Annotated in this window: 14 protein-coding genes; 8 read left to right on the forward strand and 6 right to left on the reverse strand. The window is 73.9% G+C overall.

What is annotated here, in order from left to right; all coding sequences use genetic code 11:
- Window positions 1–37: 37 nt before the first annotated feature.
- Both yczR and I8N68_RS10850 read left to right on the forward strand, forming a co-directional pair.
- Window positions 38–1,495, forward strand: a complete 1,458-nt coding sequence (yczR, locus tag I8N68_RS10845) for a MocR-like transcription factor YczR (RefSeq protein WP_200209761.1) — start codon at window positions 38–40, stop codon at window positions 1,493–1,495.
- Between the two features lie 19 nt (window positions 1,496–1,514).
- Window positions 1,515–1,772 (forward strand): hypothetical protein, encoded by a 258-nt coding sequence (locus I8N68_RS10850; protein WP_200209762.1) that lies wholly within the window; start codon window positions 1,515–1,517, stop codon window positions 1,770–1,772.
- 66 nt (window positions 1,773–1,838) lie between these two features.
- Here the strand turns inward: I8N68_RS10850 and I8N68_RS10855 are convergent, their stop codons facing one another.
- Entirely contained in the window at window positions 1,839–3,665 is a 1,827-nt protein-coding gene (locus I8N68_RS10855) for an AMP-dependent synthetase/ligase (protein WP_200209763.1), read from the reverse strand.
- Between the two features lie 168 nt (window positions 3,666–3,833).
- Between I8N68_RS10855 and I8N68_RS10860 the strand changes: the two genes are divergently transcribed.
- Both I8N68_RS10860 and I8N68_RS10865 read left to right on the forward strand, forming a co-directional pair.
- Complete coding sequence (locus tag I8N68_RS10860; RefSeq protein ID WP_200209764.1) at window positions 3,834–4,535, forward strand: hypothetical protein; 702 nt, start codon at window positions 3,834–3,836, stop codon at window positions 4,533–4,535.
- Window positions 4,526–5,245 carry a zinc ribbon domain-containing protein gene (locus I8N68_RS10865; protein WP_200209765.1) on the forward strand — a complete coding sequence of 240 codons (720 nt, stop codon included), beginning with the start codon at window positions 4,526–4,528 and terminating at the stop codon, window positions 5,243–5,245. The genes I8N68_RS10860 and I8N68_RS10865 overlap by 10 nt, the downstream gene beginning before the upstream one ends.
- A gap of 71 nt (window positions 5,246–5,316) precedes the next feature.
- Here the strand turns inward: I8N68_RS10865 and I8N68_RS10870 are convergent, their stop codons facing one another.
- Window positions 5,317–6,267, reverse strand: a complete 951-nt coding sequence (locus tag I8N68_RS10870; RefSeq protein ID WP_200209766.1) for a terpene synthase family protein — start codon at window positions 6,265–6,267, stop codon at window positions 5,317–5,319.
- A 124-nt stretch (window positions 6,268–6,391) separates the two neighbouring features.
- The gene (locus I8N68_RS10875) at window positions 6,392–7,021 is read right to left on the reverse strand and encodes a TIGR03085 family metal-binding protein (protein ID WP_200209767.1); all 630 of its coding nucleotides are present in this window, start codon (window positions 7,019–7,021) and stop codon (window positions 6,392–6,394) included.
- A 204-nt stretch (window positions 7,022–7,225) separates the two neighbouring features.
- Here I8N68_RS10875 and I8N68_RS10880 point away from each other — a divergent pair, with 204 nt between their 5' ends.
- Window positions 7,226–9,103: an ABC transporter ATP-binding protein gene (locus I8N68_RS10880; RefSeq protein ID WP_200209768.1), complete on the forward strand. Its 1,878-nt coding sequence runs from the start codon at window positions 7,226–7,228 to the stop codon at window positions 9,101–9,103.
- Window positions 9,100–10,887 carry an ABC transporter ATP-binding protein gene (locus I8N68_RS10885; RefSeq protein WP_200209769.1) on the forward strand — a complete coding sequence of 596 codons (1,788 nt, stop codon included), beginning with the start codon at window positions 9,100–9,102 and terminating at the stop codon, window positions 10,885–10,887. The genes I8N68_RS10880 and I8N68_RS10885 overlap by 4 nt, the downstream gene beginning before the upstream one ends.
- Before the next feature lie 135 nt (window positions 10,888–11,022).
- Here the strand turns inward: I8N68_RS10885 and I8N68_RS10890 are convergent, their stop codons facing one another.
- The 3 genes from I8N68_RS10890 to I8N68_RS10900 are packed head-to-tail and all read right to left on the reverse strand — an operon-like array spanning window position 11,023 to window position 13,117.
- Complete coding sequence (locus I8N68_RS10890) at window positions 11,023–11,619, reverse strand: TetR/AcrR family transcriptional regulator (RefSeq protein WP_200209770.1); 597 nt, start codon at window positions 11,617–11,619, stop codon at window positions 11,023–11,025.
- Window positions 11,619–12,374, reverse strand: a complete 756-nt coding sequence (locus I8N68_RS10895; protein WP_200209771.1) for an ABC transporter permease — start codon at window positions 12,372–12,374, stop codon at window positions 11,619–11,621. The genes I8N68_RS10890 and I8N68_RS10895 overlap by 1 nt, the downstream gene beginning before the upstream one ends.
- The gene (locus I8N68_RS10900) at window positions 12,371–13,117 is read right to left on the reverse strand and encodes an ABC transporter ATP-binding protein (protein ID WP_200209772.1); all 747 of its coding nucleotides are present in this window, start codon (window positions 13,115–13,117) and stop codon (window positions 12,371–12,373) included. The genes I8N68_RS10895 and I8N68_RS10900 overlap by 4 nt, the downstream gene beginning before the upstream one ends.
- Window positions 13,118–13,219: 102 nt before the next feature.
- Between I8N68_RS10900 and I8N68_RS10905 the strand changes: the two genes are divergently transcribed.
- Together I8N68_RS10905 and I8N68_RS10910 are read left to right on the forward strand one after the other, a co-directional pair.
- Entirely contained in the window at window positions 13,220–13,609 is a 390-nt protein-coding gene (locus I8N68_RS10905; protein WP_200209773.1) for a MerR family transcriptional regulator, read from the forward strand.
- Entirely contained in the window at window positions 13,606–14,610 is a 1,005-nt protein-coding gene (locus I8N68_RS10910; RefSeq protein ID WP_200209774.1) for an aldo/keto reductase, read from the forward strand. Before I8N68_RS10905 ends, I8N68_RS10910 begins: the two co-directional genes overlap by 4 nt.
- Window positions 14,611–14,737 lie beyond the last annotated feature (127 nt).

Here is a 14,737-nt window from a genome sequence, read left to right on the forward strand (position 1 = left end):
CGCGGCGGTTGAAGGAGCCAATTCCGGAGGGGTGGCCATGACGAGCCAGGTACGTGGTGTCCAACTGGCCCGGCTGCTCGGTCAGTGGCACGCGCTGCCGGGCCGGCGGCGCAGCCCGGACTACGCCGCGCTCGCCGCCGCGGTCCGCGGCCTGCTCGCCGACGGCCGGCTTCCCCTGGCGGTACGCCTGCCGGCCGAGCGCGAGCTGGCCGAGGCGCTGAAGATCAGCCGCACCACCGTCACCGCCGCGTACCGGGAGCTGCGGGAGAGCGGCCACCTCGCCAGCCGGCGGGGCGCGGGCAGCTGGACCATGCTTCCGGGGACCCACCGGGTGGCCAGCACCGGGCTGTGGACCCCCCTCGACGACCGGGACATGATCGACCTGGGCGTCGCCGCGCTGGCCGCACCGGCCCAGCTCGTCCCGGCCGCCCGGGCCGCCGCCGAGGACCTGCCGCGCTACCTGGGCGGGGCCGGCTACCACCCGACCGGGATCATCGAGCTGCGCGAGGCGGTCGCCCGGTCGTACACCGCGCGAGGGCTGCCCACCAGCCCCGAGCAGATCATGGTCACCAGCGGCACCCAGCACGCGCTGGACCTGGTCCTGCGGCTGACGCTCGCGCCCGGCGGCGGGGTGCTGGTCGAGTCCCCGACCTATCCGAACGCCCTCGCGGCGCTCGCCGCCCGCCGGGCCCGGATCACCACCCACGGGCTCGCCGCCGACGGCGCGGGCTGGGACGCCGACCTGCTGCTCGGCAGCATCCGGCAGACCCGGCCGAAGCTGGCGTACCTGATCCCCGAGTTCCAGAACCCGACCGGCCACCTGATGCCCACCGAGCTGCGCGAGCGGCTGGTCGGCGTCGCCCACGCGGCCGGCACCGACCTGGTCGTCGACGAGTCCTTCGTGGACCTGCCGCTGGACGGCACCGCGCTGCCGCCGCCCACCGCCACCTTCGACCGGCACTCCCGGGTCATCTCCATCGGCGGGATGAGCAAGCCCTACTGGGGCGGCCTGCGGATCGGCTGGGTCCGCGCCTCCGCCCCGCAGGTGCAGCGGCTGGCCGCCGCCCGGGTCGGGGTCGACATGGCCAGCCCGGTGCTGGACCAGCTCGTGGCGGTGCACCTGCTGGCCGACGCGCCCGCCATCGTGGCCGCCCGTCAGGCGCAGCTCACCGCTCAGCGGGACGCCCTGATCGCCGCGCTGGCCGACCGGCTGCCCGACTGGCGAGTCGCCGTGCCGCGCGGCGGCGTGACGCTCTGGGCCGAGCTGGACGGGCCGATCTCCAGCGCGCTGGCCCGGGCGGCCGAGGAGGTCGGCGTACGACTGGCGCCCGGCCCCCGGTTCGGCCTGGACGGCACCCTGGAGCGGTTCCTCCGGCTGCCCTTCACGCTGCCCGCCGCGGACCTGGTGGAGGCGGTGGGCCGGCTCGCCGCGGTCCGCTACGACCTGGACCGCACCGGCCGCTCGCAGTGGCGGGAGCCCTCCGTCATCGCCTGAGTCGGCGACGCCGGGCGACGTGCTCGCCTGGCGGGCGTTGCGGGTCGTGCACCGGCCGCTGCTGGCGGCGGTGGCGGTGCTCGGCCTGGTCGCCCCGGTGGCTGCCGCGCTGCCGGAGCTGGTGGCGCTGGCGCTGCTGGCGTTCCTCTGCGTCGCGGGGGTGGTCGCCGAGACCCTGAGCGAGGACGGCCGGCGCCGCCAGGTCCGCCAGCTCGCGCTGGAGGAGCAGGTCGCCGCCGAGGTGGAGCAGAGCCGGTGGCGGCAGCACCACCTGTGACCGCGACGAGCTGGCGGCCGTGCCCCGGGACGGAGGGGCACGGCCGCCAGCCGGTACGGGTGCCGGTCAGAGCTCGGCGAGCGTGCCGGCGTACATCTTGTCGATCTCGGCGGCGAAGTTGCTCTCCACGCCCCGGCGCTTGATCTTCATCGACGGGGTGATCTCGCCGTGCTCGATCGTCAGGTCGCGGGGGAGGATGGTCACCTTCTTGATCGTCTCCCACCGGTTGAGCTTGCCGTTCAGCTCGGCCACGTACCCGTCGACCATCGCCTGCGCCTCCGCCGAGGAGACGATCTCCGCGTAGGACCGGCCCTCCAGCGGGCCGCCGGCCACCCAGCCCTTGATCGCGTCCGGGTCGAGGGTGACCAGCATGGTGCAGTAGTTGCGGGCCTGCCCGATCACCACCGCCTGCGAGGTGTACGGGCAGATCGCCTTGAACATGCCCTCGATGTGCGACGGCGCGATGTACTTCCCGCCGGAGGTCTTGACCAGGTCCTTCTTCCGGTCGGTGATGCGCAGGTACCCGTCGTCGTCGAGGCTGCCGATGTCGCCGGTGCGGAAGAAGCCGTCCTCGGTGAACGCCGCAGCGGTCTCCTCGGGCAGGTTGTGGTAGCCGCGCATGACCGGCTTGCCGCGCACCAGGATCTCGCCGTCGGTGTCGATCCGGCACTCCAGGTCGCCCATCGGCCGGCCGACGGTGCCGATCCGCAGCCCGTCCGGCGGGTTGACGAAGTTGCCGGCGCTGGTCTCGGTGAGGCCGTACCCCTCGGAGATGGGCAGGTTCGCCGCGGCGAAGAAGGTGGCGATCTCCTTGCTCAGCGGCGCCGCGCCGGAGACGAGCACCCGGATCCGGCCGCCGAGCCGGGCCTGGAGCTTGCTGAACACCAGCTTCTCGGCCAGCGCGTACTTCAGCTTCAACCCGGCCGGGACCGGGCGGCCGGCCTGCTCCAGAGCCACCTTCTCCTTGCCCACGCCGACGGCCCAGGCGAAGATCTTCGCCTTCGCGCCGCCGGCGTCCTGGGCCGAGGTGACCGCCTTGTTGTAGACCTTCTCGAAGATCCGGGGGGCACCGCACATCAGCGTCGGCTTCACCACGCCGAGCAGGTCGACCAACCTGTCCACCCGGCCGTCGACGTAGGTCGGCAGGCCGACGTGGGTCGAGCCGCAGAGCAGGGTCTTGCCGAACGAGTGGGACAGCGGCAGCCACAGGTACTGCACGTCGTCGTCGCGCAGCAGGCTGGTCTCGGCCTGCACGACCGCCTCCCAGCACCAGCCGCCGTGCAGCAGCTCGACGCCCTTGGGTCGGCCGGTGGTGCCGGAGGTGTAGATCAGGGTGGCCAGGTGGTCGGGGCCGATGCCGGCGACCAGCATGTCGATCAGGTCCGGCTCGGCCGCCAGGGCCTGCGTCCCCCGCTCCTCCAGGTCGGCGAGGGTGAGCTGGGGGACGGCGGCGCTGGGGTCGGGTTCGCCGTCGAAGAGCACCACGTGGGTCAGCGCCGGCAGTTCGGCGCCGGCGATCTTCGCGGCCTGGCCGGGGTTCTCGGCGAAGAGGACCCGCGAGCCGGAGTCGGCGATGATGTACGTCGCGTCCTCGGGCTCGGTGGTCGGGTAGACGGTGGTGGTCGCGCCGCCCGCGCACATGATGGCGAAGTCGGCGATCACCCAGTCCAGCCGGGTGTTCGCCAGGATCGCCACCGGATCCTCCAGGCCGACGCCAAGGCCGTGCAGCCCGGCGGCGACCGCCTTGGCGCGCCGGCCGACCTGCTCCCAGCTCAGCCAGACCGGTCCCGAGTCGTCGGAGGCGGGATGGGCGAAGGCCTGGCGGTCGGGGGTCGCCGCCACGCGCTTGAGGAACATGTCGGGGATGGAACGGTACGGTACATCGAGAGCCATCGCTGTAGCCGCCTTCGGGGGTGGATAGGACGTGACGGGGGTCACGCCATTCTGCGGTTACCGAAGAGTATTGCCTGCACCGGGGCATCGGCTAGTGCCGTGTCCACTAACGTTGGCCGGGTTGGTCGGGGTGGGAAAATGTCGTAGGGATGATGTTGGCTTCGGTTCGTGCCTCGTCGTCGGGATCCCGCCGCCCCGCGGGTCGTGCACCGCACCGCGCGCGTCGCGTTGCGGGTGACGCCGGGGCAGCGGCGGCGGTGTTTCGGGCTGCTGCGCTCGGCCGGTGACGTGTGGGCGTGTGTGCTGGAAGTCAACGGGTGGCGGCGCCGTCGCCGGGACGCGCCGCTGGTCGGCTATCAGGAGTTGTGTCGGGAGCTGTCCGGGTCGGGGCCGGGCACGTTCGCGGAACTGGATTCCGTCGGTGCGCGGTCGGTGTTGCGCCGGTTCTCGGATGCGTGGTTCGCGGCGGCGAAACGCCGCAGCGCGGGTGACCTGTCGGCCCGGTTCCCGCGTCGGCGGCGGGGGTTGGTGCCGGTGCCCTGGTATCACGGCACGTTCACCCTCGACGGCCGCCGGGTCCGGATCCCCACCGCGAAAGGCACTGCGCCGCTGTGGGTGCGCCTGACGCGCGACGTGCCGTATCCGGTCGAGCAGGTCCGGTCGATCACCTTGCTGTGTGAGGGGGGCCGGCTGTTCCTCGACGTGACCGCCGAGGTGCCGGTGGCGGTCTACCCGCCGGGCAGGGAACCGGATCCGGCCCGGGTGGCCGGGGTGGATATGGGGATCATCCACCCTTACGCCGTGGCCGGCCCGGGGAGGGGTTGTTGGTGTCGGGGCGGGCGATCCGCGCCGAGCACCGCATGCACTTAGCCGACACCAAGGCCCGCCACCGTGCCGTGGCCCGCCGGGCGCCGAAACCCGGTGAGAAGGGGTCGCGGCGGTGGCGGCAGTACCGGCGTCGGGCGCGGCTGGTGGAGGGCCGGCACCGGCGGCGGGTGCGTCAGGCCCAGCACGAGGCCGCCCGCAGCGTCGTGTCGTGGGCGGTGGGTCAGCGGGTGGGTGTGTTGCACATGGGTGACCCGCGCGGGGTGCTCGACATCGACGCGGGGCGGCGGCACAACTTGCGGTTGCGGCAGTGGCAGATCGGCCGGCTCCTGCAGGTCCTCACCGACAAGGCCACCCTCGCCGGGATCACCGTCCGGCTGGTCGACGAGCGCGGCACGTCGTCGACCTGCCCCGCCTGCCGCCGCCGGGTGCCGAAACCCCGCGGCCGGACCCTGTCCTGCGCGGACTGCGCATTCTCCGGGCACCGTGACCTGGTCGCGGCCGCCAGCATCGCCACCCGTGTTCCGGGCGGCGGATCCACCACCGTGGCAGCTGTTGTGCTGCCGGAGGTGGTCGAGCACCGTCGAGCCGGCCGGCACCTTCCCGGTGCCGGGCGGTCCCGGCGTGACCCCCGCCGCCCACCCCCGGGTGGCGCGAGGATCGGTTGGCCCGCGGAGGCCCGCCCCACCCATCGGTGGTGGGGAGTCGCTCGCCCCCACGGCGAGGATCCACAACACCCACCGCAAACCCGGTGAACGTTAGTGGACACCGCCCTAGCCCTGCCGTCCCCCGACACGGCCGCCGTCCCGGGAGGTGGAACGCCGGATCAGGCGTACCGGGAGACGGCCAGCGACCAGTCGTAGGTCGCCCGGATCCAGTTCCGGCGGGTGAGCAGGAAGCCGGCCACCGACTCCTGACCGACGCCGGCCAGGGCGGCCTCCCGTTCGGCGTACTCGGTGAGGCCGTCGTTGAACCGGGCGGCCGCCGCCCACAGCGCCGCCTCCTCACCCTGCCCGGTCTCCCCGGCGATCGTGGTGACCAGGTTGTGCGGGTCCGGCGCGCTGCTGAGCTCCTTGCCGTAGGAGAAGACGTCGTTGCACCAGCAGACCAGGTCGGCCGCGAGGGCCTCCAGGGCGGCCAGCGCCGGGTCGGCCCGCCGGGCGGCCCCGGGCAGGGCGTCGTAGGCCAGGTCGGTGAGGGTGAAGCTGGGCCGGGCGCCGCCGGTGTACCGCCGCATCTGCACGTACTCGCCGACCCCGGGCACCCGGCGCTGCTCCCGGTTCGCCGCCTCCCAGAGCAGCGCCAGCAGGTACTCGCGCAGCTGGCCGATCAGCCGGAGCAGCGGCGTCGGCCGGTGCAGCGCGCGGACCCGCCGGCAGAGGTCGTGCAGCCCGGCGCCGAGCGGCCCCGCCGACAGCGGGCGGGGGGCCGTCGGGTCGCCGTGCCCGTCCAGCACCTCCAGCAGCTCCGCCACGGTGGGCGAGAGCCGGGTGGGGCTGGCAGCCAGCCCGTCCTCGTCGCAGGCGTCGTCCATCACGAAGAGCCAGGAGATCAGGTCCGCCAGCAGCCGCAGCCGGTCGACCGGCGCGTCCGGGCAGGCCCGCCCGGCCAGCTCCGCCGGACCCGCCGCGCGCAACCGGTGCAGCCGGGCCGCCGTGCCGACCAGGCCGAGCTCCCACGCCCACCCGATGGTCTCCCCGGCGACCAGCTCGACGGCGGCGTGCCGGCGCGCCGGGTAGGGGGGTTCGCGCAGTGCCGAGACGGCGAAGCTCCGCATCCGTGTCCCCTGCCCGCCACCCCCGGGCGGGGCGGCGGGCAGCAGCGTACGGGAGCACAGATCGGCCCCGGTCGCTGGGTGGAGGCTGTTTCGCCTTCCGCCGTGACCGATTCCGCACCCTCGGTCAGAAGCCCAGGCGGGCCGCCCGCAACCGCTCGGCCAGCGCGGCCGGCCCGTCGAGCTGCACCCGGGACACCCGCTGCCGACCGGAAAGGAAGAGGGCCAACTCGCCCGGTGCGCCGACCACCCGCAGCCGCTCCCCGCCCCGACCCAGGGTGAGCTCACCGAAGCCGGGCGCCTGCACCAGCAGGTCCGCCGGGAAGCGGCGCAACGCCATCCGGCCCAGCACGGCGGCTCGCTTCCAGAGCAGCGCCGACAGGCCGGCCGGCAGGTCCCGGGGCAGCCAGCCCGGGCGAGCCCGCCGCACGTCCTCGTGGTGGATGAAGAACTCCATGGCGTTGACCAGCTCGTCGGTGAGCCGGTTGCTTACCGGGCTCCACGCCGGCGGGCGGCGCACCCGCGCCACCAGCTCCGCGTACGGGCGGGCGGCGACCCGCCGGCGGACCGCCTCGCCGTGGCCGCGCAGCGGCGGCAGCAGGATGCCCACGGCGGCGTCCGGCCGACGCTCGCGGACGACCAGGTGCGCCGCGAGATCACGGGTGCTCCATCCCTCGTTGACCGTCGGCGCGTCCGGTCCCCGGTCCAGCAGCAGGTCGGCGAGCGCCTCGCGCTCCGTTCGGGCGTACCGCGGCATGGCCCGATCGTAGGTCCGCAGTCGGCGATCCGCCGCGCCGAACGCGGCGCGGCGGGCCGGGCGCCGGCCGTCGCGGCGCCGGCGTCCCTGGTCGGGGCGTTACCGGTCGGTAGGTGATGGTGGACATATCCCTTCCAGGTCGGCGGAGCTGGCCTGGACCGGTAAGGATGAGGGAGATAATTGCGGCTTACGGCGGGGGAGAGCGTGGCAAGCGGAACAAGTCGGGACGTCCTCGGCAGGGGACTCTGGGTCCTCGGCCGGGCCATCCGGGAGCAGCCGCGCATCTTCGCGGTCGCGGTGACCGGCAGCGTGCTCTTCGGCCTCATGGTGATCGCCAGCGCGTTCGTGGTCGGCCGGGTGGTCGGTGACGTGGTGGTGCCGGCGATCGCCCGGGGCTCGGTCGGCACCGGGGTGCTGGCGCTGGCCGCCGCGTCGCTGTTCGGGATCAGCGTGCTGCGGGTGGTGGGCATCTTCGGCCGCCGGCTCGGCGCCGGTTACATGCAGTACCGGCTCCAGGCCGCGTACCGCCGCCGGGTCACCCGCCGCTACCTGGACCTGCCGCTGTCCTGGCACCACCGCAACGCCACCGGCACGCTGCTGTCCAACGCCAACTCCGACGTCGAGGCGGCCTGGTACCCGATCGCGCCGCTGCCCTTCGCGGTGGGCACCGTGGTGATGCTGGTCGGCGCGATCGTCTCGCTCTTCCTCACCGACTGGGCGCTCGCCCTGGTCGGCCTGGCCGTGTTCCCCGCGCTCTTCGCGCTCAACGTGGTCTACTCCCGGCGGATGGCGCCCCGGCAGGCCCGCGCCCAGCGGCTGCGCGCCGAGGTCAGCGGCATCGCCCACGAGAGCTTCGACGGCGCGCTGGTGGTCAAGACGATGGGCCGGGAGGCCGAGGAGACCGCGCGGTTCGCGTCCCGGGCCGGCGAGCTGCGCGACGCGCTGATCTCCGTCGGCCGGCTGCGCGGTGTCTTCGACCCGATGCTGGAGACCCTGCCCAGCCTCGGCACCTTGGCCGTGCTGGTGGTCGGCGCGGTCCGGCTGCGGGCCGGCGCGATCAGCGTCGCCGAGCTGGTCAGCGTCGCCTTCCTGTTCACCGTGCTGGCCTTCCCGGTCCGGGCCATCGGCTGGGTGCTGGCCGAGCTGCCGCGCAGCGTCGCCGGCTGGGACCGGGTGCGCCGGGTCCTCGACGCCACCGGCGAGATGCCGTACGGCGACAAGACCCTCGACCCGGCCGATCCGACGCCCGCCACGCTCGCCTTCCAGGACGTGCACTTCGGCTACGAGCCGGCCGAGGCGCACCTGCCCGGCGCCGAGGTGCTCGGCGAGGTGACCTTCACCGTGCCGGCCGGGAAGACGGTGGCCCTGGTCGGGCCGACCGGCGCCGGCAAGTCGACCATCGCCTCCCTCGCGGTCCGGCTGGTCGACCCGCGCGCCGGCACCGTCGCCCTGGACGGCGTCGACGTCCGCGACCTCACCGCCGCCTCGCTCGCCTCGACGGTGGCCCTGGTCGCCCAGGTGCCGTTCGTCTTCGACGACACGGTCCGGGCCAACATCGCCCTGGACCGCCCGGGCATCGGCGACGACGAGGTGTGGGCGGCGCTGCGGCTGGCCGAGGCCGACGGGTTCGTCGCCGCCCTGCCCGACGGACTGGACACCATGGTCGGCGAGCGGGGCACCTCGCTCTCCGGCGGCCAGCGGCAGCGGCTCACCCTGGCCCGCGCGCTGGCCGGCCGGCCCCGGCTGCTGGTGCTCGACGACGCCACCAGCGCCGTCGACCCCCGGGTCGAGGCGGCCATCCTGGCCGGCCTGCGCGCGCCCACCGACGGCGGGGGTGCGGCCGCGTCGATCCTGGTGGTCGCGTACCGGCGGGCCACCATCGCCCTCGCCGACGAGGTGATCTACCTGGAACAGGGGCGGGTCCTCGCCCGGGGCACCCACGCTGAACTGCTCGCCACCGTCCCCGGCTACGCCAGCCTCGTCACCGCGTACGAGCAGGCGGAGCACGACCGTGAGCAGACCCGGACGTACGACGAGGTCACCCCGCTGACCTCCGGCCTGGAAGTCGAGGTTGACCGGTGACCACCAAGGTTGAGGCCGAGCTACCGGCGGAGAGCCCCGAGTCGACCTGGCGGACGCTGCGGCGAGGGCTGGCGCTGTCCCCGGAGCTGAAGACCGGGTTGGCCGCCACGGTGGCGCTGGCGCTGGTCTACATGATCGGGCGGGTGGCCGTCCCGGTCGCCGTCCAGCGCGGCATCGACCACGGCATCGTTGGCGGCCTGGACCTGGGCGTGGTGTGGCGGGTGGTCGCGATCACCGGTGCCGTGCTGGTGGTCACCACGACCTGCGGCTACCTGATGATGCGCCGGCTCTTCACGGTCAGCGAGACCGCCCTGGCCGGGGTGCGCACCCGGGCGTTCCGGCACGTGCACGACCTGTCGATGCTGCATCAGCAGTCCGAGCGGCGCGGCTCGCTGGTCTCCCGGGTGACCAGCGATGTGGACCAGATCACCACGTTCCTCCAGTGGGGCGGCGTGATCCTGATCGTCAACCTCGGCCAGCTGGTGGTCACCACGATCGTCATGCTGGCGTACTCCTGGCAGCTCACCCTGGTGGTGCTCGTCGCGTTCGCGCCGGCGGTGCTGGTGATCCGGCTGCTCCAGCGCCGCCTCGCCGGGGCGTACGGCCTGGTGCGGCAGCGGACGGGCATGCTGCTCGGGACCATCGCGGAGAGCGTGGTGGGCGCGCCGGTGATCCGGTCGTACGGGATCGCCGGCCGGACGGCCCGGCGGCTGGACGCGGCGATCGAGGGGCAGCGGCACGCCCAGCAGCGGGCCATCCGGATCAGCATCCTGGGCAGCTCGGTCGGGGAACTGGCGGCCGGCCTGGCCCTGGCCGGCGTGGTCGTCGTCGGGGTCACCCTGGGGGTCGACCGGACCCTGTCGATCGGTCAGTTGACCGCGTTCCTGTTCCTGGTGACGCTCTTCATCCAGCCCGTGCAGATCGCCACCGAGGTGCTGAACGAGGCGCAGAACGCGATCGCCGGCTGGCGCCGGGTGCTGGACGTGCTGGACGTCGCCCCGGACGTGGCTGATCCGGGTGCGCAGGGGCGGGAGCTGCCCCCGGGGCCGCTGGACATCCGCTTCGCCGGGGTGACCTTCGCCTACCCGGGCGGCCCGCCGGTGCTGCACGACGTCCGGCTGGAGATCCCGGCGAAGAGCCGGGTGGCCGTGGTCGGCGAGACCGGCAGCGGGAAGACCACCTTCGCCAAGCTGCTCACCCGGCTGATGGACCCGACCGCCGGCGAGGTGCTGCTCTCCGGGGTGCCACTGCGGCAGGTCCGGTTCGACTCGCTGCGCTCCCGCGTGGTGATGGTGCCGCAGGACGGCTTCCTCTTCGACGCCACGGTCGGGGAGAACGTCCGCTTCGCCCGGCCCGAGCTGACCGACGAGGAGCTCACCGCCGCCTTCACCGAGCTGGGCCTGGCCGACTGGCTGGACGGGTTGCCGTCGGGGCTGTACACCCCGGTCGGCGAGCGCGGCGAGGCGCTCAGCGTGGGGGAGCGGCAGCTCGTCGCGCTCGCCCGGGCGTACGTCGCCGACCCCGACCTGCTGGTGCTGGACGAGGCGACCAGCGCGGTCGACCCGGCCACCGAGGTCCGCCTCCAACGGACCCTGGACGCGGTGACCCGGGGCCGGACCACCCTCGCCATCGCCCACCGGCTCTCCACCGCGCAGGCCGCCGACGAGGTGATCGTGGTGGACCGGGGCCGGATCGTGCAGCGCGGCCCGCACGACGAACTGGTCCGGGACCCGGAGTCGATCTACGGCCTGCTCTTCGCCTCCTGGCTGGAGCAGACCCGCTAGGGGAGCGTTCCCACCCCGGCGCCGTGGGCGTTCCCCGGCCCGCGCCCGCTGTGCCCGGTGCGCGATATACCTCAGCGGCATGAATATGACTCTGAGGTATATCGCGCCCGGGTCTGTCCGCCGCCGCGCCGCCGGTCAGGCGGCGACGTCGCCGGTGAGGTAGCGCTGCACGGTCGGGCCGATCGCCGCGACCAGGGTCTCCGGGTCGGCGGAGGCGACCGGCTCGAGCCGGATGACGTACCGCGTCATGGCCAGCCCGAGTAGCTGGGTGGCCACCAGTGAGCCGCGCAGCGGCAGCTCGGCCGGGTCGAGGTCGAGGTGGTCGAGGACCCGGCGGAGCACCTGGGTGACCAGGAACTCACGCATCAGCCGGGCCGTCCACTCGTTGTTGACCGCGGAGCGGAGCAGGCCGACCCCCGCCGTGCCGGCGGGGGAGTCCCACACGCCGAGGAAGGTGCGGACCAGCCGCCCACCGACGCCGTCGCGCTCGCCGGCCAGCACGGTGGGCAGCAGCGCCGCCGGGTCGATCGGCACGCGCATCGCGGCCCGGAACAGCTCCTCCTTGGTGCCGAAGTAGTGGTGCACCAGGGCGGGGTCCACGCCGGCGGCGGTGGCGATGCTCCGGATCGAGGCGGCGTCGAAGCCCCGCTCGGCGAAGGCCGCCCGCGCCGCCGCCAGGATCGCCTCCCGGGTGTCCGGCTTGCCGGGCCGCCGACCGGTGCGCCGCGCCATCACCCGCTGCGCCGACGCAGGGTGGCGGCGGCGAGCACCAGCGCCAGCACCGCGGCGCCGGCCACGATCGCGGTGTCCCGCCACATCGTCCCGGTCGGATCGGCGTGCGCGCCGACCTCCTGCAGGGCCTCCACCGCGTACGACAGGGGCAGCACGTCGCTGACCGCCTGGAGCCAGCCGGCCATCTCGCCGCGGGGCACGAAGAGCCCGCAGAGCAGCAGCTGGGGCGCCACCACGACCGGCATGAACTGCACGGCCTGGAACTCGGTGCGGGCGAAGGCGCTGCAGAACAGCCCCAGCGCGACGGCGAGCACGGCGTTCACCGCGGCGATCAGGATGACCAGCCCGCTGGCTCCCGCCGTCTCCAGCCCGAACAGCCAGTACGCCACCGCCGCGGCGACCGTCGCCTGCACCACGCCGGCCAGCCCGAACGCGATGCCGTAGCCGAAGAGCAGGTCCAGCTTCGCCAGCGGGGTGGTGAGCAGCCGTTCCAGCGTCCCGGTGGTGCGCTCGCGGAGCATCGCGATGCTGGTCACCAGGAACATGATGATGAACGGGAAGAAGCCCAGCATGATCAGGGCGATCCGGTCGAACGTCGACGGTTGGCCCGGCCGGACGGGCTGGTCGGCGTACATGTAATAGACCAGCGTCAGCAGCACCGTCGGCACCACCACCAGCAGCGCGACCGTCCGCTTGTCGTGCCGCAGCTGGCGCAGGATGCGCCCGGTGGTGGCGGCCAGGATCCGGGGGTTCATGACTTCTCCGCACCGGCGGCGCCGTCGCGGCCCGCCTCGTTCGCCCTGATCAGTCGGAGGAACGCCGTCTCCAGGTCCTCGACGCCGGTGGCCGCGCGCACCGCGTCCGGGGTGTCGTCGGCGACCAGCCGGCCCTCCCGGATGAGCAGCAGCCGGTCGCAGCGGGCGGCCTCGTCCATCACGTGGCTGGAGACCAGCAGCGTGGTGCCGGCCGCGGCCATGGCGTGGAACTGGGCCCACAGGTCGGCCCGGAGCACCGGGTCCTGGCCCACGGTCGGCTCGTCGAGGATGACCAGCTCCGGATCGCCGACCAGGGCGCAGGCCAGCGAGGCGCGGCTGCGCTGGCCGCCGGAGAGGGTGCCGACGAGGTGGCCGGCGGCGGCGCCCAGCCCGACGTCGGTGACCGCCCGGTCGGCCTCGACGTGGCCCCGGCCGTGCAGGGCGGCGAAGTAGCGCGCGTTCTCCCGCACGGTCAGGTCGGCGTAGACGCTGGGGGCCTGGGTCAGGTAGCCGACCCGGCGGCGCAGCTCCGGCGCCCCGGCCGGCCGGCCGAGCACGGTGACCGTGCCCGACGTGATGGTCTGCACCCCGACGATCGCCCGCATCAGGGTGGTCTTGCCGCTGCCGCTCGGGCCGAGCAGCCCGGTGACCGCGCCGCGTGGCACCGCGCAGCTGATGCTCCGCAGCACCGGCCGCCCGCCCCGTTCGACGACCAGGTCACGGACCGAGACCGCGTCCTCCATCGTCCGCCTCCAATTCATCATTTGTTGAACTCAACGCTAGATGAGTTCCTTCTGGTGCGCAACGGTTGACTTCGAGTGCGCTCGAACTGAAAGCCTGGGTGGGTGGACATCAGCACGCGGGAGACGAGCCTCACCGTCGGTGAGGCGGCGGAACGGGTCGGCCTGAGCACCTACACGCTGCGCTGGTACGAGCAGGAAGGGCTGGTTGCCCCGGTCGGCCGGGACTCCGCCGGCCGGCGCCGCTACACCGAGGGCGACGTCAACTGGTTGTTCCTGCTCACCCGGCTGCGCCGCACCGGGATGCCGGTCCGGGACATGCGCCGCTACGCCGAGCTGGCCCGACAGGGCGACCGGACGCTCGGCGCCCGGCGGGCGCTCTTCGAGGCGCACCGCGCCCGGGTGCTGGCCCGGATGGCCGAGCTGGAGGAGGACCTGAAGGTGCTCGACTACAAGATCGACGCGTACCGCAGGGCGGAGGAGGAGAACGCATGATCCGGCGACGAGTGGGCGCCACCGGTCCGGAGGTCTCGGCCATCGGGCTGGGCTGCATGGGGATGAGCTTCGCGTACGGCGGGGCCGACGACGCCGAGTCGACCCGGACCCTGCACCGGGCCCTCGACCTCGGCGTCAACCACCTGGACACGGCCGACATGTACGGCTTCGGGGCGAACGAACGGCTGCTCGCCCCGGTGGTCCGGGCGCGCCGGGACGAGGTCTTCCTGGCTACCAAGTTCGGCAACCGGACCGGCGGCGACAGCTTCGGCGGCACCGGCACCCCGGGCGCCTACGTGGATAGCAGCGCCGCTTGGGCCCGGGAGGCCTGCGACGCCTCGCTGAGCCGGCTCGGCGTGGACACCATCGACCTGTACTACCTGCACCGGCGCAACCCGCAGACCCCGATCGAGGAGACCGTCGGCGCGCTGGCCGACCTCGTCGCGGCCGGCAAGGTGCGGTTCATCGGCCTGTCGGAGGTGAGCCCGCGGACGCTGCGCGCGGCGCACGCGGTGCACCCGATCTCGGCCGTGCAGATGGAGTACTCGCTGTTCAGCCGGGACGTCGAGGGGGGGATGCTGGCCACCTGCCGGGAGCTGGGGGTGTCCCTGGTGGCGTACTCGCCGGTCGGGCGGGGGCTGCTGACCGGGGCGATCACCAGCCGCGACCAGCTCGCTCCGGACGACTGGCGCACGACCGTGCCACGCTTCGCCGAGGACAACCTGGCGGCCAACCTGCGGCTGGTGGACGCGGTCCGCACGGTCGCCGGCGAGATCGGCTGCACGCCCGCCCAGGCGGCGCTCGCCTGGCTGCTGGCCCAGGGTGAGGACATCCTCCCGATCCCCGGTACCAAGCGGGTCCGCTACCTGGAGGAGAACGCGGCGGCGATGGACGTCGCGCTCACCGCCGCGCAGCGGGCCCGGCTGAGCGAGGCGGTGCCGGCCGGGGCGGTCGCCGGGGAAAGGTATACCGCGGCAGGAATGCGAACCGTCGGGCACTAGCCTGCGCACCGGACACTGCGTCCGCCATCGGTCATTGCACACGGTTCGGACGTCGGGCACGATGTCGCGGTGGGTCCCGCTCCGTTGCCCGAGACCGGTTTCCTCGACGACTGGGCCGCCCGCCTGC

The sequence above is a fragment of the Micromonospora coerulea genome (assembly GCF_016598485.1).
Classification (GTDB): domain Bacteria; phylum Actinomycetota; class Actinomycetes; order Mycobacteriales; family Micromonosporaceae; genus Micromonospora; species Micromonospora coerulea.